Below are 19,253 nucleotides of genomic sequence, written 5' to 3'. Positions count from 1 at the left end.
TACAACCAGCATCTGCCGCAAAGGATGCTGGCGCATCAGACACCATTGCTGGCGATGAAACAGTGGCAGAAATCACATCCCGAACTGTTCAAAAAGCAGGTGCGTAATCGTCCGGGACTAGACAAGTAGCCAAGTTTGGTGGCATGGCTTTCTGCTTTTTACGGTTGGCTGCAAGCGCTTATGGCCAGTAGCTCGCCGTGCCATCCAGGATAAAATACTGCCGTATCATCGTTAACGATGCTTGCCTATCCCGGATGCGGCTACGCCTTATCCGGGCAACCTCATCACCCTGACCACCCCTTGCGGCCAACCCCGTCTTTTACCCCGCTGTTACAGCTCATCTGCCTGTCTTGCGCCTTTCACACCCGCGTCACGCTGCCGTCACGGTGGCGCCTTACCGTAGCGGCTTCCTTTTTTGTTACCGGAGCTGTCTGCAATGAAACCCCTGTTTAGCCTGACGCTGGCCCTGGCTTGTTGTGCTACCGCTGCCCACGCGCAGCAGGCGGTGGAGGCCTCGCTGGCCGGCCACGCCGTGGTGCCGTTCAATACCGTGGCCACGCCGCCGGCCGACGCGGGGGCGTTTTTTGCCACCTCGGGCAAGTTTGCCAACGGCAAGCGCGTGCGTAACGAGGTGCTGGGGTCGGAAGCGGCCAACACCTTTGTGGGCGACCCCAAGTACCCGCGTGCGTCGGGTGGGGCGCTGCCGGTAAAGGGGCAGGCGGTACAGGGCTTTTCCGGCATTGCCATGCTGGACCGCAACCACTACCTGACACTCACCGATAACGGCTTCGGCAACAAGATCAACTCGCAGGACGCGCTGCTGATGGTGCACCGCGTGGCGGTGGACTGGGCCAAGGGCAGTACCGCGCTGCAGCGGACGACCTTCCTGCACGACCCGGACCGCAAGGTGCCGTTTGCCATCCAGAACGAAGCCAGCGCCCAGCGCTACCTCACCGGTGTCGATTTCGACGTAGAGTCGCTGCAGGTAGTGGGCAAGGAGATGTGGATAGGCGACGAGTTCGGCCCCTATCTGATTCGCGCCGACCTGGACGGCAAGGTGCTGGCGGTACACGAGATGAAGGTGGGCGACGTGGCCTACCGCTCGCCGGACCACTACCTGAACGGCCGCCTGGGCAACCTGCCTACCGACAGCATTGGCAGCTGGAACGTGCGCCGCTCCGGCGGCTTCGAGCCGATGGCCAAGTCGCCGGACGGCAGCAAGCTATACCCGGCGTTGGAATGGCCGGCTTTTGACGCCGCCAGCAAGGGCTTCGAGCGTGCGGCCAACGGCAAGACCTTCACCCGTATCTTCGAGTTTGACGTGGCGGCCGGCCGCTACACCGGCAAGCAGTGGAAGTACCAGTTCGAGCAGGACGGCAACGTGATGGCCGACTTCCAGCTGCTGGACGCCAGCACCGGCCTGTTGATCGAGCGCGACGACAGCAGCGAGGGCCTGGGGCAGGTATGCCCCGGCGAGATGACGCGCACCGACTGCTTCAACAAGCCGGCGGCCTTCAAGCGCGTGTACAAGATCGACCTGGCGCAGGCCGACGCCGATGGCTTCGTGAAGAAGGTGGCCTATATCGACCTGACCCGCATTGCCGACCCCAAGCGCCTGTCACGCTACAGCGACGCCAACGGCCGCTTCGGCCTGCCGCACCTGGGGCCGGAAGGGCTGGTAGTGGTGGACGGTCACCACATCGTGCTGGTGAACGACAATAACTTTCCGTACTCGTCCGGCCGCCAGCTGGGCAAGCCGGACGATAACGAGCTGACGCTGCTGGACATCCAGCCGCTGATCGACGCGCGTTAAGCGGGTGCCAGGTACAAGGCCCGGGCTGCTGGCAGCCCGGGCCTTGTTGCGTATTGCCGCGCAGAACGCAGCGTACTGCCAGGCCTACTGGTGCGCGGGCGGCTGGCGGCGTAGCCTGTACGGCTTTCCCCTTTTGCTTGCCTTTGCCATGCCCAACCCAGCGTCACCGCCCGTGTTGTCCCTGCGTCACCATCGCCCGTTCTGGCAGTTCTGGAGCGCGCGCCTGCTGCTGACCGGCGGCTTCCAGATCATGGGGGTGGCCGTAGGCTGGCAGATGTACACCCTCAGCGGCAGCGCGCTGGACCTGGGCCTGGTGGGGCTGCTGCAGTTCCTGCCGCGCATCCTGCTGGTGCTGGTTACCGGCACGGTGGCCGACCGCTACCCGCGCCAGCGCATCGTGGCCATCAGCATGCTGCTGCAGGCGCTGGCGGCGGCCACCATGCTGCTGGCCAATAGCGGCGTGGGCCTGGCGGTCAGCCGCGAGCTGATCTTCGGCCTGTCGCTGCTGATCGGCACCTGCCGCGCCTTCGACATGCCTACCATGCAATCCATCCTGCCCAATATCGTGCCGCCTGCCTTGCTGCCGCAGGCGGTGGCGGCGGCAGCCTCGGCCAACGAGATGGCCACCATCGTGGCGCCGGCGCTGGGCGGCCTGCTGTTTGCCTTTGGCGCGCCGCTGACTTATGGCCTGAACACGCTGATGTTTGTGGCTGGCGTGGTGCTGGTGCTGGGCCTGCCGCTGCCGCCGCACGTGGCCGACAGCCGCAAGGTGAGCATGGATTCGCTGCTGGCCGGTATCCGCTTCATCCGCAGCCGGCCGGATATTCTGGGCGCCATCTCGCTGGACCTGTTTGCCGTGCTGCTGGGCGGCGCGGTGGCCTTGCTGCCGGTGTTTGCCGCCGACATCCTGCACACCGGCCCGTGGGGCCTGGGCTTGTTGCGCGCCGCGCCGGCGGTGGGGGCGCTGGCGATGTCGGTATGGCTGATGCGCCACCCGGTACAGCGCAAGGTTGGCCGCACGCTGTTTGCCTCGGTGGCGGTGTTTGGCCTGGCTACCATCGGCTTTGGTTTGTCTACCCACTTTTTGCTGTCGCTGGCGGCGCTGATGGTGCTGGGCGCGTCCGACATCATCAGCGTGGTGATTCGCGGCACGCTGGTGCAGCTGGAAACGCCGGACGACATGCGCGGCCGCGTCAATGCCGTCAACTCGCTGTTTATCGGTGCGTCAAACCAGCTGGGCGAGTTCGAATCCGGCGTGACCGCCCACCTGTTCGGCACCGTGCCGGCGGTGGTGCTAGGCGGTGCCGGTACCCTGCTGGTGGTGGTGCTGTGGATGCGCTGCTTCCCGTCGCTGGCGCAGCGCGACACGCTGGAAGCCCGGCCGGGCTAAGCCGGCCGGGTCTGGGCTTGGGCCCTAGTCGTGCGGCAGGGCCTGCACCGCGTAACCGCCGCGCTGGCGCTGCCGCCACCACAGCACGGCAAACACCACGCTGAGGATGGCCGGCAGCAGGCTGAGCTGGCGCAGCGCGGTAGTGGTGTTGCTGCTATCCATCATTTGCCCCACTACCGGTAGCGCCACCATCACCGACAGCATGCCGGCGCCGCCCATCAGGTTCAGCAGCAGCGCGCCGCCACGCGGAAACTGCTCGCTGGTGATGGCCAGCATTGCCCACACCGAACAGCGTGGCGCCCAGCAAGGCGGCGCTACCGGCCCAGGCCGCATCGGCCGACAAATGCCCCAGCGTGGCCAGGCCCGCCAGCGACAGCAGCGCGCTAGCGGTGAGGATGGCGTACGGCGACAGGCGCTGGAACAGCCAGCCGGCGGCGTACTGGCGCAGCACGAACATCAGGCCGGCGGTATACACCAGGAACAGGATGGTATTGCTACCCAGCGCCGGCAGCAGGTCGGCCATGATCTTGGCAAACCACTGGTCCGGTGCCAGCTCGGTGGCGGCGGTCAGCCACATCAGCGCGAACAGCAGCAGGAACAGCGGGCGGCGCGTTTCGGCCAGCATCTGCCCGGTGCTGACGCTGGCGCTGACCCGTTCGGTAGGCGGGTAGTGCAGCGGGGCGATCAGCAGCAGGTAGGCCACCACCGGCACCGCCACGCTCAGCAGCCGCAGCTGCCAGCCCAACCCCAGCTGGCCCATGCCCCAGGCCACCAGCCCGCCCACGATCAGGCCGCACGGCCACCAGGCGTGCAGCTTGTGCAGCATGCGGCGCTTGTCGTGGCGGTACAGCGTGGCCACCAGCGGGTTGGTGACGCCCTCCACCACGCCCTGGGCGATGCCGGTCAGCAAAAACCCCAGGTACAGCACGGTGCTGCCGGTGCTGGCAAACAGGCCGCCGTCAGGGTTGGCCGCAGCCGGTACCGGCGCCAGCAGGATCAGCGCGATCCCGCCCAGGTAGCCGGCGCCGGACAGCAGGTGCAGCCGCTTCATGCCCACTACGTCCACAATCAGGCCGCATACCAGGATGCCCAGCGTGAAACCCCAGAACACCGACGACATGGTCAGGCCGATCAGGGCGTTGTTCAGCCCGTAGTCGGCCGCTACCGGCTGCAGGATGTCGGCACGGATGGAAAAGATCATCGACGTCACCATGATGGAAAGACAGCTGGCGACAAACAGGCGTTGTGTGGCGTTCATGGGGCGTCTCCTGCAACGGCGGTGTCCACGTGGGCAAACAGGTACACCAGGCAAAAGCCGTCCATCGGCATCACCGGGTTGGTCCAGATCATGCGGGTGTGGCGGCCCTGTTCGCCAAACACGGCGGCCAGCAGGTCCGAGGCGCCATCCAGCGCGCGCGGGTGCTGGGTGCAGCCCTCGGCCACGTTCAGCACGCCTTCCAGCCGGAAGATGCGGCGCACGCGGCTTAGCTCGCCCACCGCCTGTTTCAGTTGGGCGATGGCGTTCAGCGCCGCCAGCTGGCAGGCGGCGTAGCCCTGGTCGATGTCCAGCTCCTGGCCCAGGCGGCCGCGGTACAGCAGCTGGCCGTCGCGCCAGGGGAACTGGCCCGAGGTCATGAAAGTGCGTTCCACGATGCACCAGGGCACGTAGTTGCCCAGCGCCGGCGCCGGGCTGGGCAGGGTGAGCCCCATCGCGGCCAGACGGGCCTCGGGGGTGGGGACGGAATGTGGCATGTTCTCCTCCGGTTTCTTCTGTGTGGTGTTGCGAGTTAGGGCTTTAGCTGCCCAGGGTTGGCCGCAGCCAGCCGGCCAGGGTGTCGGGGTGGGCGGCCAGCCAGGCTTCTGCGGCCTGGTCTTCGCTTTGCCCTTCGCGGTTGATGGCGTAATCCAGCGTGGCCACGATGCGGTTATCCAGCCGGATGTTGTCCAGCACCTGCAGGTGGGCCGGTGTCAGGCGCGACAGGCGGTCGCTGCGCGCCAGCAGTACGGCGCGGTCGGTGCCGCCCAGCAGGCCTTTCGGGTCTTGCAGCTCGCGGATGCGGTAGCGCGCGTGCAGGAACTGCGGGTGCCACAGCGGCACTACTACCCAGCGCTGCGCCGCTACCGCTTGCTCGAAGGCGTCGAAGCATTGCTGCTGGGTACCGGTCTGGAAGCGGTAGCCGGCGGCGCTCAGGCCGTACTCGTCCATCATGCGCAGCGAAAAGCGGGTAATGCCGGCGCCGGGGCCGATGCCCTGGATCAGCGGCGTCATGCGCTGGCGCACCTCGGGTTTGAGCAGGTCGGCCACGCCGCCGACCACGTCGGCCGGCACGTAGTCGGGCACCCCCCACAGCGCGTACGGCTGGTAGTGCAGGCCCAGCTCGCGGGTGCTTACTACTTCGTGCACGCGGTTCTGGTACACGCCGTGGCTGTACGGCAGCCAGGCCGAGGCCAGCAGGTCGATGTCGCCGTTGCGCAGGCGCTCGAAGTTGGCCTCGTGCAGCGCGTAGCTGCGCTGTACGCGGTAGCCCAGCCGGGTGAGCACCGCTACCACCACGGCAGCGGTGGCGCGGTGAAAGCTCAGGTCGGTCACGCCCAGCCGCAGCGGCGGGGTCTCTGCGGCGGCCAGCGGCAGCGCCGGCAGCAGCGCGGTGGTGGCGGCCAGCTTCAGCCACTGGCGGCGGCTGGCAGCCGGCAGGCGGCGTGGCGGCTTCATGGCGCGATCTCCAGCTGCGGCATCGGTTCGCCCACGATGCGGTCGTCGGGCGAGCAGGGGAAGATCAGCTCGATGGTGACGCCGTTGGGGTCTTGCAGAAACAGCTGGTGTTCGTTGATTTCCGGCACCACGCGTTCGCGGAACGGCTGGCCCAGCGCCAGCAGGTGCTGCTGGGTGGCAGCCAGCTCGCTGCCGCGCAGCGATACGTGGTCCAGGCAGCCGCTACCGCTGCCTGCGTCGCGGCTGCCCAGGTAGGCCTCCAGCTGGTCTTGCTTGTCGCCCACTTCGGCGATGTGCAGTACCGGCTGGCTGCCGGCGTACAGCCAGGCGCCAGGAAAGCGGAAGGCCGGGCGCGGGCCGGGGGCGAGCCCGATAACGTGCTGGTAGAAGGCCACGGTGGCGGCTACCGCCGGGGTGCGCAAGGTGAAATGATCCAGTCGCTGGATGCTCATGACAGGCTCCTGTGAAAAGCCGGGTGCGCAGCGCACACCCGGCAGGGGCCCGGCCCCGTGCGGGGCGCGGGCAAAGGGGGGCTTACAGCCGGGTGATGACGCTGTCGGCCGGTAGCCGCGATTTGGGTAGCGCGGCGTTGAAGTCGTCGGCAGCGCGGTAGCCCAGCGCCACGATTACCGACGGCACCAGGCCGTGCTGGCGCAGGCCCAGCGCCTCGTCCAGCGCCACGGCGTCGAAGCCTTCGATCGGGCAGGCGTCGATTTCCATGGCGGCCACGCCCAGCAGCAGCATGCCCAGCGCCAGGTACACCTGTTTTTCCATCCAGTGCACGCTGTCGCGTAGCTGGAAGCGGTGGGCGTTCACAAAGTGGCTGCGGCCACGGTGCTGGCCTTCGCGCGCCTCGGCATTGGCAAAGCGGCCGTCCTGGTCTTCTTGTGCCAGCACCTGCAGCAGGTGGCTGTCGTCTACCTGGGCGCGGGTGCACAGCACCACCACGTGCGAGGCGCGGCGGATCTTGGCCTCGTTAAAGCTGTAAAAGCCCTGGGTGGCCTGCGCGATGCGCGCCTTGCCGTCGTCGCTGCCGGCCAGGATGAAATGCCAGGGCTGGGCGTTGGTGGACGACGGGCTGTAGCGCAGCAGGGTTTCGATTTGCGCCAGTTGCGCGGCGTCCAGCCGGCGCTCGGGGTCGAAAGCCTTGGTGGTGTAGCGGCGGAGCAGGTAAGCGGTGATGTCCATGGTGCAGTTCTCTGTGTCAGGCCTGGCTGGCAGGCGGGGTATAGGGTGGGTAGCGGGTGTAGCCGTCGGCCTGGCCGCCAAACAGCGCGGCGGGGTCGAAGTCGGCTAGCGGCCAGCCGTGTTGCAGCCGGGCTGGCAAGTCGGGGTTGGCGATGAAGGGGCGGCCAAAGGCCACCAGGTCGGCCAGCTTGCTGGCCAGCATGGCTTCGGCGCGGGCGGCGTCGTAACGGCCGGCTACGATCAGCGTGCCGGCAAAGCGCTGGCGCAGCGCCTGGCGGAACAGCAGGTCGACTTGTGGCGCATCGTCCCAGTCGGCTTCGGACAGGTGCAGGTAGCCCACGCCCAGCTTGTCCAGCTGCACGGCTGCTTCCAGGATGGTGGGGATGATGTCCGGGCAGGCCATGCCGCGCGCGGTGATATAGGGCGCCAGCCGTACGCCGGTACGCGCTGCGCCGATGGCACCGGCCACGGCGTGGTAGACGTCCAGCAAAAAGCGCAGCCGTGAGCGGCGGCTGCCGCCGTAGCGGTCCTGGCGCTGGTTGGACGTGCTGCGCAGGAACTGGTCGATCAGGTAGCCGTTGCCGGCGTGGATTTCCACGCCGTCGAAACCGGCGGCCATGGCGTTCAGTGCGGCCTGGCGGTAGTCGGCCACGATGTCGGCGATTTCGCCGCTGTCCAGCGCGCGCGGTGTCGGGCAGTCCAGCATCTGGCCCTGGCCGTTGGCGTCGGCCACCCACACCTGGGCCTGCGGCGGCAGTGCCGACGGCGCTACCGGCAGGCCGCCGTCGTGGAATACCGGGTGCGACATGCGGCCAACGTGCCACAGTTGCAGCACGATGCGCCCGCCCGCGGCGTGCACGGCGTCGGTTACGCCGCGCCAGCCGTCGATCTGTGCCTGGCTGTAAATGCCGGGGGTAAAGCTGTAACCCTGGCCCTGGCGCGAAATCTGCGTGGCTTCGCTGATGATCAGGCCGGCGCTGGCGCGCTGGGCGTAGTACTCGGCCATCAGCGCGTTGGGCACGTCGCCGGGCTGGTCGGTGCGGCAGCGCGTCATCGGTGCCATCACGATGCGGTTGGGCAGCGGCAAGGCCGGGTGGGAAAGTGGTGAAAACAACGACATATCGGGCATGGTGGCAAGCTCCTGTTGGGGTTTCCTGCCGGGCAGGAAAACGGTGCTGCTATCATTGCCTTGTATGGAAATTTGAAAAACCGCGCTGCATTGCAAGCACTTGTGAAGGATTTTTGAAAATGAAGGCGCTGCAAGACCTGGAAATTTTCGTGCTGACCAGCGAAACCGGCAGCCTGTCGGCGGCGGCGCGGCGGCTGGACCTGACCCCGGCGGCCACCAGCGCGGCGCTGAAACGGCTGGAGGCCGAGCTGGGCGCGGCGCTGTTTGTACGCTCTACGCGCAGCCTGCGCCTGACACCGCAGGGCGAGCTGTTTCTGGCGCATTGCCGCCAGGCGCTGGCCACACTTGGCGCCGGGCGCGACGCCATTGCCGGCGGTGGCAACTTGCAGGGCACGCTGCAGCTGTCGCTGCCGTCCGACCTGGGGCGGCACCAGCTGCTGGGCTGGCTGGACGATTTCCAGCAGCGCCACCCCGGCGTCACGCTGCGGGTGCAGCTGTCCGACCGCATGGCCGATGTCTACCGCCAGCCGGTAGACCTGGCCATCCGCTACGGTGTGCCAGGCGATTCCAGCCTGATTGCGGTGCCACTGGCGGCCGACAATCGCCGCATCCTGTGCGCGGCGCCGGCCTACCTGCAGCGCGCCGGTGTACCGCAGCAGCCGGATGACTTGCGCCAGCACAATTGCCTGTGTTTCCAGCTGGGCGAGCAGGTGCACCAGCGCTGGCAGTTTTTCCGCTATGGCGTGGCGCATAGCGTGCAGGTGGGCGGCAACCGCGTGTCGGACGACGGCGACGCGGTGCGGCACTGGGCGCTGGCCGGCTATGGTATTGCCTACAAATCGGCGCTGGACGTGCTGCCCGACCTGCACGCCGGCCGCCTGGTGGCGCTGTGCCAGCCGTGGCTGGGCGAGCCGGCGCCGCTGCACATGATGTGCGCCGACCGCCGCCTGCTGAACCCGGTGGTGCAGGCGCTGCGCCATTATCTGGGCGAGCGTTTGCAAGCGTTCATCACCCATTACCGGGGCGGCCAGGTGGCCACCCCGTCAACCGAGGTACACCCATGACACCGCTTCACCCCGCGCTGGCCGCCTGGCTGGCCCAGGTCAACGCCATCCAGGCGCAAAGGTTGGCCGCAGGCCAGCAAACCACCCCCATCAGCGCGCGCGAGGCGCTGGCCGGGCTGATCGCCGCCATGGTGCCGGCCGGCCCCGCTTTGCCGTGGGTGCAGGAGGCCATGGTGCCGGGCAGCTACCCGGTGCCGGTGCGCATCTATCACCCGGCGCCGGACGAGGCGCTGCCGGTGCTGGTGTACTGCCACGGCGGCGGCCATATGGCCGGCAGCGTCAGCAGCTACGACCCGGTGTGCCGCAGGCTGGCACAGGCCACGCGGCACGTGGTGGTGTCGGTGGAATACCGGCTGGCGCCGGAATGCCCGTACCCGGCCGCCTTGCAGGATGTATGCACCGTGCTGCACGGCTTGCGGCCAACCTTGCTGGCGCGCGGCGCCAATATCGCCGACGGCCTGCCCGTGCTGGCGGGGGATTCCGGCGGTGCCGCGCTGGCGGCCACGGTAGCGCAGTGGGCGCAGGCCGACGCCAGCCTGGCTATCAGCCGCCTGGTACTGGTGTACCCCAGCCTGGATTACACGCTGTCGCAGCCATCCATCCAGGCGCTGGGGCAGGGCTATCTGCTGGAGGCCGAGCGCATAGCCTGGTATTTCGGCCATTATTTCCGCGAAGGGGGCGACCGCCACGCGGCCTCGCCGCTGTATGGCCAACCTGGCGCCCGGCACGCGCCCACGCAGATACTGACCGGCGGCTACGACCCGCTGCACGACGAAGGCCTGGCCTACGCCCGCCAGCTGGCTGCCGCCGGGGTGGCGGTGGATTACCACTGCGCGGCCGACCAGATTCACGCCTATATGCTGCTGGAAGCGCTGGTGCCGGAAGCCTGCGCAGCGGCCTACCAGCGCATAGCCGGTTTTGTGAACGGCAGCGCTTTACACGCCGCGCCGCCCGTGGTGTGATGCGGGCCTTTCAATAAGGGGGGCAGACATGCGCTACGGTAAAGAAGGCGGGCTGGTATACAGCACCGAGCACGGCCAGATGTGCCCCGGCTGCCGCCAGCCACAAGCCGCCTGCCGCTGCGGCACACAGTCGGTGCCGGCCGGCGACGGCGTGGTACGGGTGGGCTGCCAGCGCAAGGGGCGCGGCGGCAAGACGGTAACGCTGGTGCGCGGCGTGCCGCTGGCGGCCGATGCGCTGGCCGCGCTGGGCAAGCAGCTGCGTACCGCTTGCGGTAGTGGCGGCACGGTAAAGGACGGCGATATCGAAATACAGGGCGACCACGTGGACACGGTGCTGGCCAAGTTGGCCGCACTGGGTTACACGGTGAAGCGCAGCGGCGGCTGAATGGCAGCAGCGCGTCGGCCTGGATGCAACAAGCCCCTGTCTCACCGACAGGGGCTTGTCTGTTTGCGGCTACATCAGCCCTGGGTTTGGCTATTGTGTTGCGCGCGGCTGCAGTGTCACGCATAGCCCGCCTTCCGGCCGGTTGTGCCACGCCAGCTGCAGGCGGTGCAGGCTGGCGATGCGGCCAACAATGGACAAGCCCAGGCCGCTGCCGCTGGCGTCTTGCCCGGCCGGGCGGTAAAAGCGCTCGCCTATGCGCGCCAGGTGTTCGGCGGCAATGCCGGGGCCGTTGTCCAGCACCTGTATCTGTTGCGGGCCGATCTGCAAGGCCACCTGGCTGCCGGGCGGGCTGTAACGCACGGCATTATCCAGCAGGTTGCGCAGCAAGAGCTGCAGCAGGCTGGCGTCGCCGTCGGCCAGCGGGCCGTGGCCATCCAGCTGCAGGCAGAGGCGGGTGCCGCGCTGCGTGGCTGCGGCGGCTACCTCGGCCATGGCCTGCTCGGCAATGGCCGGCCACGATAATGGTGCAAACGGCAGGGTTTGCTGCTGTTCCAGCCGCGACAGCGCCAACAGTTCGTCTACCAGGTGGCTGGCGCGGTCCACGCTGGCCAGTACCTTGCCGATGGCGGCCTGGCGTGCGGCCGGCTCGTCCAGCAGCTGTACCAGCTCGGCCTGTACGCGCAGGCCGGCCAGCGGGCTGCGCAGCTCGTGCGCGGCGTCGGCGGTAAAGCGGCGTTCGTGCTGCAGGGTGCTGGCCACACGGGCAATCAGCTGGTTCATGGCGTCGATCAGCGGGCGGATTTCGCTGGGCACATCGGTAGGCAGCGGGGTGTCGTCGTCGGTGCTGCGCTGTTGTAGCTGCTGGCGGATAAGCACCAGCGGGCTCAGCCCGCGGCCCAGCGCCCACCAGATAGCCAGCATAGCTACCGGCAGGATGATCAGCCACAGTAGCTGCGTTAGCAGCAGGCCGCGCATCAGCTCCCAGCGTTCGCCTTCTTCTTGTGCCACGGCAACGGTGCCTTGCTCGCCACTGTAGTAGTACACACGCCAGATTTCCTTGTCGTGCAGGCTGGTGACAAAACCGGTAAAACCGGGGCGCGGCGACAGCTGCATGCCGTCGGTGTCGGCCACCAGCGCGCGCGCCTGGCCGTCCCAGATGGCGACTGCCTGGTGGTCGGCATTTTCTTCGTGGCGGGCATTGCTCGCGCCGCTCTTTAGCTGCGGTAAGGTGTGGTAGAGCTGGCGGGCGAACAGCTGCTGTTGCTCGTCGTACAGCTCGGATACTTCGTGGTGCGCCAGCAGGCCTACCAGCAGGCAGGCCAGCAGCCACAGCGGGGTGATGGTTTTCAGCAGGCTGCGGCCAACGGTGCCGCGCAGGCTGTGGCTCATGCTTCGTCGCCCAGGGTATAGCCCAGGCCGCGGCGGGTTTTGATCAGCTCGCTGCCCAACTTTTTGCGCAGGTGGTGGATGTGTACTTCTACCGCATTGCTTTCTACTTCGTGCGCCCAGTCGTACAGCTTTTCTTCAATCTGGGCACGGCTCAGCACGCGGCCCTTGTTGTTCAGCAGCAGCTCCAGCAGCGTCAGCTCGCGTGCGGCCAACTCTACCGGCTGGCCGTCCAGCAGTACGCGGCGGGCGGCGGGGTCCAGGCTGAGGCGGCCGTGTTGCAGCAGCGGGCTGGCCTGGCCACTGCGGCGGCGCAGCAGGGCGCGCAGGCGGGCGGCCACTTCGCCCAGGGCAAAGGGCTTGACCAGGTAGTCGTCGCCGCCGCTGTCCAGCCCGCGGATGCGGTCGTCTACGCTGTCGCGGGCAGTCAGGATCAGCACCGGCAGGGTGTGGCCAGCCTGGCGCCAGGCAGCCAGTACGTTTAGCCCGTCCACGCCGGGCAAGCCCAAGTCCAGCACCGCGGCGTCGTAGGGGGCGGCGTCGGGGCCGCGCAGTGCCAGCTTGCCATCGCGTAGCCAGTCGCAGCTGAAACCCAGGGCGGTGAGGCCGGTTTGTAGCCCGTCACCGATCAGCAGGTCGTCTTCGATGATCAGAATGCGCATGGGGGTATCCGTCAGCAGGTGATGGCGGCAGTGTACTGCGTCACTGGCGCCAGGTCTTGTAGCCGGTGATCATGGCGCGCACCAGGTTCACCTTTTCCAGCTTGCCCATCGCAATGGCGGCGGCGGCGTGCAGGCCCACGGCCAGCATCAGGGTATTGGCCAGGCCTTCGTGCAGCTCTTCCAGCCATTCTTCGCCCCAGTAGGCGTCGGTGCCCATCAGGTAGCCGGTGGCGCCCAGCGACAGTACCAGTGCCATTAGCGCCAGCATCATGATGGCCCCTAGCGGGTTGTGGCCGTCGCTGTGCGGCAGCGTGCCGGCGCGCAGCTGTTGCAGGTGGTGGCGCAGGCGTGCCGGGGTGGGGAAAAAGCTGGCAAAGCGTGCGTGATGGCTACCGATAAAGCCCCACACGATGCGGATCAGCACCAGGGCGCTGGCGATATAGCCTGCCCAGCGGTGCGGCGGGTCGCCTTCTTCCAGTAGCAGGAAATTGGCCAGCACGCAGGCCACCAGGCTCCAGTGGAACAGGCGCACCAGCGGGTCCCAGACGTACTGGCGGTGCGGGGTGGCGGGCAGGGTATTCATGGCAGGCTCCAGGTAAGCAGCCTGCCGGCGTTTGCCGGCAGGCCAGGGCAGGACTGTTTAGTCTTCGATGTCGGTTTTAACCGGCGCGCCGCTTACCGGGTCAAAGTAGATTTCCACTTTCTTGCCGTCCTTGTTTTTGCCGTAGATCTCGTAGCAGTTGCCGGATACCTTGAACTTCTTGATCTGGTAGCCTTCGGCGGTCAGCTTTTTCTTGAAATCGGCTTCTTTCTGCCATTTGTCTTTTGGCTGGGCTTTGCACTCGGCCCCGGCCAGGGCAGCGTTGGAAGCAAAGGCGGCAATCAGGGCAACAGCAAACAGTTTTTTCATGGTGACGCTCCGTATAGACCCCTGCGCGGCGCAGGTACAGGTGCATTAAAGCAAGCCAGTCTTAACGCCCCCTTATGCCTGGCGGATGTTTTGCATGGCCGGCTTTGTTGCTGTTGGTGGCGGGTGCGGGGCGCATGAAAAATGCCGGTCTGCGTGGGCAGGCCGGCATGGGCTTGAGGTGGGGGCTTTAGGGGCGGCGCGCGGCGCGGTAGTCGAACAGGGCAAAGCCCAGCACGCACACTAGCCAGACTACCCAGCCGCTCCACAGGTTGTGGCTAAGGAAGTGGGCGCCGCGCGCTACCTGACCCAGCCCCATCAGCATGCCGGCCAGCACGCCGCCCCACAGTGCCATGCGCGCCCGGCCCGGGTGGCTGGGCTGCCAGTAAAAGTACAAGGCCATCAGGGCAAAACCGGCGGAAGCATGCCCGCCCGGAAAACAATGGCCGGGGCCGGCATTGAGCGGGGTGGCAGCCAGGGTGGGGAAGTGTTCTGCGCTGCCACCATAGGCGGCCATGTCCCACGGGCAGGAGTGGGCGCTGCGGGCTTTCAGGCTGGATACCGCAGCGGTCGCCAGCATCATCATGCCGGCGGTAAAAGCGCGGCGGCTGTCGCGGCGACGCAGGCCGCTGTACAGCAGCCACAGCACACTGGCCGCGACAGCGTATTTGGCCAGGCGGTGGTTTAGCCAGTCCAGCCAGGTGCTGTTCTGCAGAGGGAAGGCTTGCAAGGCGTCGCTATAGAACAGGCGGGTGACGGCATCGTCCAGCCTGGTGTCGTACTCCAGCGCCAGAAACAGCACTGCCAGCCCGGCAGCGCAGGCCAGTTGCCAGGCGGTACGGCGGATTACCCTCTGGCCCGGAATGGGAAGTCGAGCCCCCGGGGTATCGCTTAGTACGCTGCCGTGCATGTTCATTCAGCCTTATCGATAATATGTCCTTTATGCTGCATGCGTTAACTTAAATTCGGCTTAATGAAGCACAGTTTTAGTGCGATAGCCGTGCCGGGGGCATCAAATGTGTTGCTTTTGCCGCAGTGTAAAGCGGATTGCGCCCTGGCTCAGGCTGACACCCAGCAGAATCAGGCCGCCACCCAGCCAGTGATAGCCATGGATGGTTTCGCCCAGCGCCACGCTGGCCAGCAGCGCGGTAAACAGCGGCAGCAGGTTCATGAAGATGGCGGTGCGCTCGCTGCCCAGCGTCTGGATGCCGCGCATCCAGAAGTAGGCCGCCAGAATGGACGAGGCAATGCCGGCAAATAGCACCAGCGGTACGCCTGCCGGGGGAATGGCCATGCTTTGCGCGCTAGCCGCTACCGGTATCAGCATCAGCACCGCCAACCCCACCTGCACGTACAGGTTGAGCCACTGGCCAAACGGCGGTGCCCAGCGTTTGAACAGAATGCCGTACAGCGCATAGCTGGTGGAGCCCAATAGCATCAGCGCATCGCCGGCGTTCACCCCGCCAGCCAGCAGCGTCAGCGGGTTGCCGGCGCCCAGCAGGTAAAGCACACCGGCCAGCGATACCGCCACCCCGGTAGCGGCAGCCGCACTGATGCGCTGCCGGAATACCACCGCGTTAAGCAGCAAGCCAAGCAGCGGAATCAGCGCGCAGATCACCCCCATATTGGTGGCGCTGGTCAGGTGGGCGGCGTAGTAGGCCAGGCACTGGTAGGCCACCATGCCCAGTAACGCCAGTGTGGCAAAGCGCGGCAATAGCGGGCGGATGGCCGGCCATTGCGCGCGCAGCGGCCGCCACATGAACGGGCTGAGCACCAGCAAGGCCACCAGCCAGCGGTAGAAAGAAATGGCGGCCGGGTCCAGCACGCTGGCCGCAGCCTTGGATACCACGGTATTGGCGGCCCAGATCAGCACCGCCAGCAGGGGGAAAAATCGTGCCATGACAGGCTCCAGAGCAAGAATACGGCGAGTGTAAGCTTGTCTGTTGCAAGGTATATACTTCAAATCAGACAGAATCATACGCCGGAGCCGACAATATGCACACGCTAGCCTACAGCGATACCGACCAGCGCCTGCCGGCCCCGGCGCCGCTGCACTTTCGCCACGAGCAGTTCCTGGCCAATACCGACTTCGAGTGGCACATCCACCCGTGGGGCCAGATCAACCGCATCAGCCTGGGCATTCTGGAGCTGCAGCTGCCGGAGCGTACCCTGGCCGCGCCGGCCGAGTACCTGGTGTGGATACCGGCCGAGCTGCCGCATGCGGCGCACATCCGCCAGGCGCTGGATTACGTGTCGGTGTATGTGGCGCCAGGGTTGGCCGCACAGCTGCCGCCGCAGCCCTGCCTGATACCGCAAACCCCGCTGCTGCGTGCCTTGCTGGATGACTTTTGCCAACGCGGCGTTACCGCCATGGCCGATGAATGGGACACTCTGCAAGCGCAGCTGCTGGTGCAGCGCATGGTGCAGGCCGGCAGCCTGGACGACTACCTGCCCGATAGTCACGACCGCCTGCTGCGCCCGCTCTTGCATGCCTTGCGTGCCGAGCCGGGCAACAACACCACGCTGGCGGCGTGGGCTGCACAGGTGCACAGCACCGAGCGCACGCTGGCGCGGCGTTTCCAGCAGCAGCTGGGCATGAGCTTTGCCGCCTGGCGCAACCGTGTGCGCCTGCTGCAGGCGCTGGCCTGGCTGAAGGCGGGCCGTACCGTGGCCGATATCGCCGCCGAGCTGGGCTACGCCACGCCGTCCGCTTTTATTGCCATGTTTGCCCGCCATACCGGCATGACACCAGAACGCTACCGGCGCCAGCTGCTGGCTGCCAGGGCGTAAAACGGCTGCGGCCAACCTGGGCAAGGTTGGTCGCATGGGGCAGGAGGGGGGCGGTTTATTGGCTGAGGGCTTCGTCCGGCGCCACCGGCATGGCCGGGTCTAGCGGCGCTGCAGCTGGTGCACTGGCGGCCAGCGCGGGCGCGCGTTGCGGCTGGTAGGGCTTGCCGTTTTGCAGCAGTTTGCCGTCTGCCAGCTCGAAACGGGTTTGCAGCAGCGCACCGGCCTGTTGCAGGCTGCCGGCGGCCAGCATCTGCGACACCATGCTGCGGTAGCTTTGCACCAGCATGTCGCGCTGGGCCTCGGGGGCAAAATCGTTGATCCAGCGCTCCGGCAGGATTTGCGGCCAACTAATCAGCGTTTGCAGTGCCAGTTTTTTGGCCAGCGCAGCGTCGTTGCCCGCCAGCTCGGCCTCGCTTGGCGCACTCAGGCTGGCTTTGATGTTCAGCGTGCTGTTGCCTTCCGGGTTGGCCAGGGCAATCACCTGCGCGAACACCGGGCTGCGCGACAGGATGCGCGCCAGCAGTGCGCGGTTGGCCGGGTTGGCCAGCTGGCTGTCGAAATGGCATTGCAGTATGCCTTGGGCCAGCGCCTGCTTGTTGTAATCGGCCAGCGCCTTGGCATCCAGCCGGCTCAGGCTGGCCTGGCCGGACAGGTCGCCCAGCGGCTTGCTGTTGTAGTGCAGGCCCACCCAGCTGCCTTTGCCGCTGAGCGCCACCATGCCGCCTTGCTCGCTGCTTTGCAGGCTGGTTTCCAGGATGCCGGCGCTAAAACTGTGCTGGGTATCGCCCTGGCTGCCGCTGAGCTGCATGCCACCAAAGCGCAGGGTTTCCTGGCCCAGTAACAGGCCACTGCTGCTGCGCTGGTATTGGCCTTTGTGCTGCAGGTCTTGCGTGCTGAGCTTGAAGCGGCCCTGGGCATCGCTGGCGTCGCTGCCGCGCAGTATCAGCTCGTGCTGCAGGTTTTGCAGCGGCAGGTCGTACTGGAAGGTGGCTTCCAGGCCTTTCCAGTGCAGCATGTTGCCGTTTTTCTCTACGCGGAACCCTGGGCTGCTGATGCGGGTTTCCATCTGGCCCAGCCAGCCGGCACGGGTGTGGATGCTCAGCGGTTGCGCATCGCCAAACAGCTGCTTGATAGGTTCTGCCCAGCTGGCCGGCCAGATAATGTCAGTCCGTACGCCGGGCGATAGCGGGTTGTGCGACACCGTATTGCGCACGGTAATGCCCGGGCGCGTGCCGCCAAACAGCTCGCTGTTGATTTCGTTGTCGCAGCCTAGCTGGTAGCTCACGGTTTCTTCGCTTTGCCACAGGCTGTAGCTCTTGCTGCGGCTGATCACTTTCAGCAGCGGGTACTGCACCATGGCCTGGTTCAGCTTGTCCAGCTGCTGGTGGCTGCGCCAGGCGGTATAGGCGCTGGCGCCGCTGAAGGTGGCCAGCAGGACGGCGCCGGCAGTAAGGGCAAGATGGACGGGCTTCATGGCGGGGCTCGGGCGGGGGAAAGTACCACTGTATGGCATCGGAATAGCCAGGGTCAATTTGCCCGCCGCCGGGCCTGCCATTACAGTGCACTTTTATGTTGCAGGAGCGTCGTGTGCTGAAAACCATAGCAGGGTGGCTATGCCTGTGCCTGGCCGCCGCCAGCTGGGCAGGGCAGGCGTGCCGGGTCACGGCGATCAGCGATGGCGACACGGTAAAGTGCCTGCAAGACTGGCGCGAGCTTACCGTGCGCCTGGGGCAGATCGACGCGCCGGAAAAAGCCCAGCCCTACGGCCTGCGGGCCCGTGCCGCGCTGGCCGCGCGCGTGTTTGGCCGCCATGTGCAGCTGGAGCGCCATGAAACCGACAAATACGGCCGCATCGTTGGCCGCCTGTGGCTGGACGGTGTGGACATCAACCTGGCCCAGGTGCAGGACGGCTGGGCCTGGGCCTACCGTGACTACCTGAAAGAGCCGCACTATATCGCCGCCGAAAACAGCGCCCGCGCTGCCGGGCGCGGCCTGTGGGCAGGTGGCGGCCCGGTACGCCCGCAAGACTGGCGCCGTGGCAGCCGCCGCGCCAGCAGCCTGCCCCCGCTGGACACACCTGCGGCACCGCCTGCGGCCAACCCTGGTCGCAGCACCCCCGCCAGCCCGGCCAAGCCGGCAGCGGCTTTCCAGTGTGGCAGCAAAAACCGCTGCAGCCAGATGGCCAGCTGCGCCGAGGCGCAGTTTTACCTGCAGCAATGCGGTGTGAAAAAGCTGGACGGCAATAACGACGGCATCCCCTGCGCGTCGCTATGCCGCCCGTGAGCCCGTAGCGTTAGCGGTTGGCCTTGCCGGCTCGTGCTGCCGCTACGCGGCGGAGGGTCTGACGTTGGCCGCAGTAGCCCCCTGGCTGGCCACCGTAAGCGTGCAGGCGGTTACCCCGAGCAAGCCGGTTACCGTTCTTGCCTACTTGCAGCCATGGTGGGGCGGGCGGTGCGTTTGTTCATGGTATACGGGCAAAAAGGGTTTGCCTGACATCTCCACGGTAATGTGACAGCGTGCGCCGTCGCGCAAATGGCAAAAGGCCCCTGTCTTGCGACAGGGGCCTAAATGCTTGGTGCCGGAGAAAGGAGTCGAACCCTCGACCTTCTGATTACAAGTCAGCTGCTCTACCAACTGAGCTACACCGGCGTAGGACGCGAATATTAGACAAGCCCGCGCGCTTTGGCAAGCCCCTGCATGCAATTTTTTTGCATGCAGGTCGATGGGGCGGGAGCGCTCGGTGGCATTACTGCAGCCACACCAGGTTGGCCCAGATTTCGTCCAGGTGGATGCGGTGCTGGAATAAGCGTTTCATGTTGCGGCTCCTGCGGTGTGATGGGCTGCTGTCATGATGCTGCATTTAA

General features: G+C 66.5%; 21 protein-coding genes, 1 tRNA gene and 1 pseudogene. 8 read left to right on the top strand and 15 right to left on the bottom strand.

Annotated features, from left to right (window positions below; all coding sequences use genetic code 11):
- The 3 genes and pseudogenes from PQU95_RS12345 to PQU95_RS12335 form a co-directional block, all read left to right on the top strand.
- Nucleotides 1–129, top strand: a pseudogene (locus PQU95_RS12345) (IS481 family transposase); the annotation flags it as partial.
- A 307-nt stretch (nt 130–436) separates the two neighbouring features.
- A complete protein-coding gene (locus PQU95_RS12340; protein WP_272752303.1) occupies nt 437–1,813 on the top strand; it encodes an esterase-like activity of phytase family protein in 1,377 nt (458 codons plus the stop codon).
- A 43-nt stretch (nt 1,814–1,856) separates the two neighbouring features.
- Entirely contained in the window at nt 1,857–3,203 is a 1,347-nt protein-coding gene (locus PQU95_RS12335) for an MFS transporter (RefSeq protein ID WP_272752302.1), read from the top strand.
- 24 nt (nt 3,204–3,227) lie between these two features.
- On the opposite strand, the gene PQU95_RS12330 is transcribed toward PQU95_RS12335, so the two are convergent.
- The 7 genes from PQU95_RS12330 to PQU95_RS12300 all read right to left on the bottom strand — a co-directional run bounded on the left by PQU95_RS12330 (nt 3,228) and on the right by PQU95_RS12300 (nt 8,233).
- The gene (locus PQU95_RS12330; RefSeq protein WP_272752301.1) at nt 3,228–3,365 is read right to left on the bottom strand and encodes a hypothetical protein; all 138 of its coding nucleotides are present in this window, start codon (nt 3,363–3,365) and stop codon (nt 3,228–3,230) included.
- Nucleotides 3,358–4,461 carry an MFS transporter gene (locus tag PQU95_RS12325; RefSeq protein WP_272752300.1) on the bottom strand — a complete coding sequence of 368 codons (1,104 nt, stop codon included), beginning with the start codon at nt 4,459–4,461 and terminating at the stop codon, nt 3,358–3,360. The genes PQU95_RS12330 and PQU95_RS12325 overlap by 8 nt, the downstream gene beginning before the upstream one ends.
- Complete coding sequence (locus PQU95_RS12320) at nt 4,458–4,955, bottom strand: Atu1372/SO_1960 family protein (protein WP_272752299.1); 498 nt, start codon at nt 4,953–4,955, stop codon at nt 4,458–4,460. Before PQU95_RS12320 ends, PQU95_RS12325 begins: the two co-directional genes overlap by 4 nt.
- Before the next feature lie 43 nt (nt 4,956–4,998).
- The gene (locus PQU95_RS12315) at nt 4,999–5,916 is read right to left on the bottom strand and encodes a glycine betaine ABC transporter substrate-binding protein (protein WP_272752298.1); all 918 of its coding nucleotides are present in this window, start codon (nt 5,914–5,916) and stop codon (nt 4,999–5,001) included.
- Nucleotides 5,913–6,368: a VOC family protein gene (locus PQU95_RS12310; RefSeq protein WP_227304215.1), complete on the bottom strand. Its 456-nt coding sequence runs from the start codon at nt 6,366–6,368 to the stop codon at nt 5,913–5,915. Before PQU95_RS12310 ends, PQU95_RS12315 begins: the two co-directional genes overlap by 4 nt.
- A gap of 82 nt (nt 6,369–6,450) precedes the next feature.
- The gene (gene nfsB, locus PQU95_RS12305) at nt 6,451–7,104 is read right to left on the bottom strand and encodes an oxygen-insensitive NAD(P)H nitroreductase (protein WP_272752297.1); all 654 of its coding nucleotides are present in this window, start codon (nt 7,102–7,104) and stop codon (nt 6,451–6,453) included.
- Nucleotides 7,105–7,120: 16 nt separating this feature from the next.
- The gene (locus tag PQU95_RS12300; RefSeq protein ID WP_272752296.1) at nt 7,121–8,233 is read right to left on the bottom strand and encodes an alkene reductase; all 1,113 of its coding nucleotides are present in this window, start codon (nt 8,231–8,233) and stop codon (nt 7,121–7,123) included.
- Between the two features lie 119 nt (nt 8,234–8,352).
- Between PQU95_RS12300 and PQU95_RS12295 the strand changes: the two genes are divergently transcribed.
- From PQU95_RS12295 to PQU95_RS12285, 3 genes are read left to right on the top strand one after another with little or no spacing between them, the layout of a single operon-like run.
- Nucleotides 8,353–9,297 (top strand): LysR family transcriptional regulator, encoded by a 945-nt coding sequence (locus PQU95_RS12295; protein WP_272752295.1) that lies wholly within the window; start codon nt 8,353–8,355, stop codon nt 9,295–9,297.
- A complete protein-coding gene (locus PQU95_RS12290; RefSeq protein ID WP_272752294.1) occupies nt 9,294–10,259 on the top strand; it encodes an alpha/beta hydrolase in 966 nt (321 codons plus the stop codon). The genes PQU95_RS12295 and PQU95_RS12290 overlap by 4 nt, the downstream gene beginning before the upstream one ends.
- Before the next feature lie 28 nt (nt 10,260–10,287).
- Nucleotides 10,288–10,644 (top strand): translation initiation factor Sui1, encoded by a 357-nt coding sequence (locus tag PQU95_RS12285; protein ID WP_272752293.1) that lies wholly within the window; start codon nt 10,288–10,290, stop codon nt 10,642–10,644.
- Nucleotides 10,645–10,734: 90 nt separating this feature from the next.
- On the opposite strand, the gene PQU95_RS12280 is transcribed toward PQU95_RS12285, so the two are convergent.
- The 6 genes from PQU95_RS12280 to PQU95_RS12255 all read right to left on the bottom strand — a co-directional run bounded on the left by PQU95_RS12280 (nt 10,735) and on the right by PQU95_RS12255 (nt 15,499).
- On the bottom strand, nt 10,735–12,033 hold the full coding sequence (locus tag PQU95_RS12280) for an ATP-binding protein (RefSeq protein WP_272752292.1): 1,299 nt from the start codon (nt 12,031–12,033) through the stop codon (nt 10,735–10,737).
- Nucleotides 12,030–12,692, bottom strand: coding sequence for a winged helix-turn-helix domain-containing protein (locus tag PQU95_RS12275; RefSeq protein ID WP_272752291.1), 663 nt, complete (start codon nt 12,690–12,692; stop codon nt 12,030–12,032). Before PQU95_RS12275 ends, PQU95_RS12280 begins: the two co-directional genes overlap by 4 nt.
- 40 nt (nt 12,693–12,732) lie before the next feature.
- Nucleotides 12,733–13,275: a cytochrome b/b6 domain-containing protein gene (locus tag PQU95_RS12270; protein WP_272752290.1), complete on the bottom strand. Its 543-nt coding sequence runs from the start codon at nt 13,273–13,275 to the stop codon at nt 12,733–12,735.
- A 57-nt stretch (nt 13,276–13,332) separates the two neighbouring features.
- Nucleotides 13,333–13,602, bottom strand: coding sequence for a PepSY domain-containing protein (locus tag PQU95_RS12265; protein ID WP_227304197.1), 270 nt, complete (start codon nt 13,600–13,602; stop codon nt 13,333–13,335).
- A 187-nt stretch (nt 13,603–13,789) separates the two neighbouring features.
- Nucleotides 13,790–14,509, bottom strand: a complete 720-nt coding sequence (locus PQU95_RS12260; RefSeq protein ID WP_272752289.1) for a phosphatase PAP2 family protein — start codon at nt 14,507–14,509, stop codon at nt 13,790–13,792.
- Nucleotides 14,510–14,611: 102 nt separating this feature from the next.
- The gene (locus PQU95_RS12255) at nt 14,612–15,499 is read right to left on the bottom strand and encodes a DMT family transporter (protein ID WP_272752288.1); all 888 of its coding nucleotides are present in this window, start codon (nt 15,497–15,499) and stop codon (nt 14,612–14,614) included.
- Nucleotides 15,500–15,594: 95 nt separating this feature from the next.
- Between PQU95_RS12255 and PQU95_RS12250 the strand changes: the two genes are divergently transcribed.
- A complete protein-coding gene (locus tag PQU95_RS12250) occupies nt 15,595–16,389 on the top strand; it encodes an AraC family transcriptional regulator (RefSeq protein ID WP_272752287.1) in 795 nt (264 codons plus the stop codon).
- Between the two features lie 55 nt (nt 16,390–16,444).
- Here the strand turns inward: PQU95_RS12250 and PQU95_RS12245 are convergent, their stop codons facing one another.
- Nucleotides 16,445–17,863: a DUF945 family protein gene (locus tag PQU95_RS12245; RefSeq protein WP_272752286.1), complete on the bottom strand. Its 1,419-nt coding sequence runs from the start codon at nt 17,861–17,863 to the stop codon at nt 16,445–16,447.
- Nucleotides 17,864–17,976: 113 nt separating this feature from the next.
- Between PQU95_RS12245 and PQU95_RS12240 the strand changes: the two genes are divergently transcribed.
- The gene (locus PQU95_RS12240) at nt 17,977–18,672 is read left to right on the top strand and encodes a thermonuclease family protein (RefSeq protein WP_272752285.1); all 696 of its coding nucleotides are present in this window, start codon (nt 17,977–17,979) and stop codon (nt 18,670–18,672) included.
- A gap of 290 nt (nt 18,673–18,962) precedes the next feature.
- On the opposite strand, the gene PQU95_RS12235 is transcribed toward PQU95_RS12240, so the two are convergent.
- Nucleotides 18,963–19,038: transfer RNA gene (locus PQU95_RS12235), tRNA-Thr, on the bottom strand.
- Between the last annotated feature and the right edge of the window lie 215 nt (nt 19,039–19,253).

Origin of the sequence: Vogesella aquatica, from assembly GCF_028548455.1 — a bacterium.
Lineage (GTDB): Bacteria > Pseudomonadota > Gammaproteobacteria > Burkholderiales > Chromobacteriaceae > Vogesella > Vogesella aquatica.
This window is presented reverse-complemented; position numbering and strand designations above follow the sequence as displayed.

Coding starts and splice junctions, on each gene's coding strand:
- PQU95_RS12290 (WP_272752294.1), top strand. CDS start 9,294: ATGACACCGCTTCACCCCGCGCTGGCCGCCTGGCTGGCCCAGGTCAAC.
- PQU95_RS12275 (WP_272752291.1), bottom strand. CDS start 12,692: ATGCGCATTCTGATCATCGAAGACGACCTGCTGATCGGTGACGGGCTA.
- PQU95_RS12330 (WP_272752301.1), bottom strand. CDS start 3,365: ATGGATAGCAGCAACACCACTACCGCGCTGCGCCAGCTCAGCCTGCTG.
- PQU95_RS12285 (WP_272752293.1), top strand. CDS start 10,288: ATGCGCTACGGTAAAGAAGGCGGGCTGGTATACAGCACCGAGCACGGC.
- PQU95_RS12340 (WP_272752303.1), top strand. CDS start 437: ATGAAACCCCTGTTTAGCCTGACGCTGGCCCTGGCTTGTTGTGCTACC.
- PQU95_RS12295 (WP_272752295.1), top strand. CDS start 8,353: ATGAAGGCGCTGCAAGACCTGGAAATTTTCGTGCTGACCAGCGAAACC.
- PQU95_RS12300 (WP_272752296.1), bottom strand. CDS start 8,233: ATGCCCGATATGTCGTTGTTTTCACCACTTTCCCACCCGGCCTTGCCG.
- PQU95_RS12255 (WP_272752288.1), bottom strand. CDS start 15,499: ATGGCACGATTTTTCCCCCTGCTGGCGGTGCTGATCTGGGCCGCCAAT.
- PQU95_RS12260 (WP_272752289.1), bottom strand. CDS start 14,509: ATGCACGGCAGCGTACTAAGCGATACCCCGGGGGCTCGACTTCCCATT.
- PQU95_RS12265 (WP_227304197.1), bottom strand. CDS start 13,602: ATGAAAAAACTGTTTGCTGTTGCCCTGATTGCCGCCTTTGCTTCCAAC.
- PQU95_RS12280 (WP_272752292.1), bottom strand. CDS start 12,033: ATGAGCCACAGCCTGCGCGGCACCGTTGGCCGCAGCCTGCTGAAAACC.
- PQU95_RS12310 (WP_227304215.1), bottom strand. CDS start 6,368: ATGAGCATCCAGCGACTGGATCATTTCACCTTGCGCACCCCGGCGGTA.
- PQU95_RS12250 (WP_272752287.1), top strand. CDS start 15,595: ATGCACACGCTAGCCTACAGCGATACCGACCAGCGCCTGCCGGCCCCG.
- PQU95_RS12245 (WP_272752286.1), bottom strand. CDS start 17,863: ATGAAGCCCGTCCATCTTGCCCTTACTGCCGGCGCCGTCCTGCTGGCC.
- PQU95_RS12325 (WP_272752300.1), bottom strand. CDS start 4,461: ATGAACGCCACACAACGCCTGTTTGTCGCCAGCTGTCTTTCCATCATG.
- PQU95_RS12315 (WP_272752298.1), bottom strand. CDS start 5,916: ATGAAGCCGCCACGCCGCCTGCCGGCTGCCAGCCGCCGCCAGTGGCTG.
- PQU95_RS12320 (WP_272752299.1), bottom strand. CDS start 4,955: ATGCCACATTCCGTCCCCACCCCCGAGGCCCGTCTGGCCGCGATGGGG.
- nfsB (WP_272752297.1), bottom strand. CDS start 7,104: ATGGACATCACCGCTTACCTGCTCCGCCGCTACACCACCAAGGCTTTC.
- PQU95_RS12270 (WP_272752290.1), bottom strand. CDS start 13,275: ATGAATACCCTGCCCGCCACCCCGCACCGCCAGTACGTCTGGGACCCG.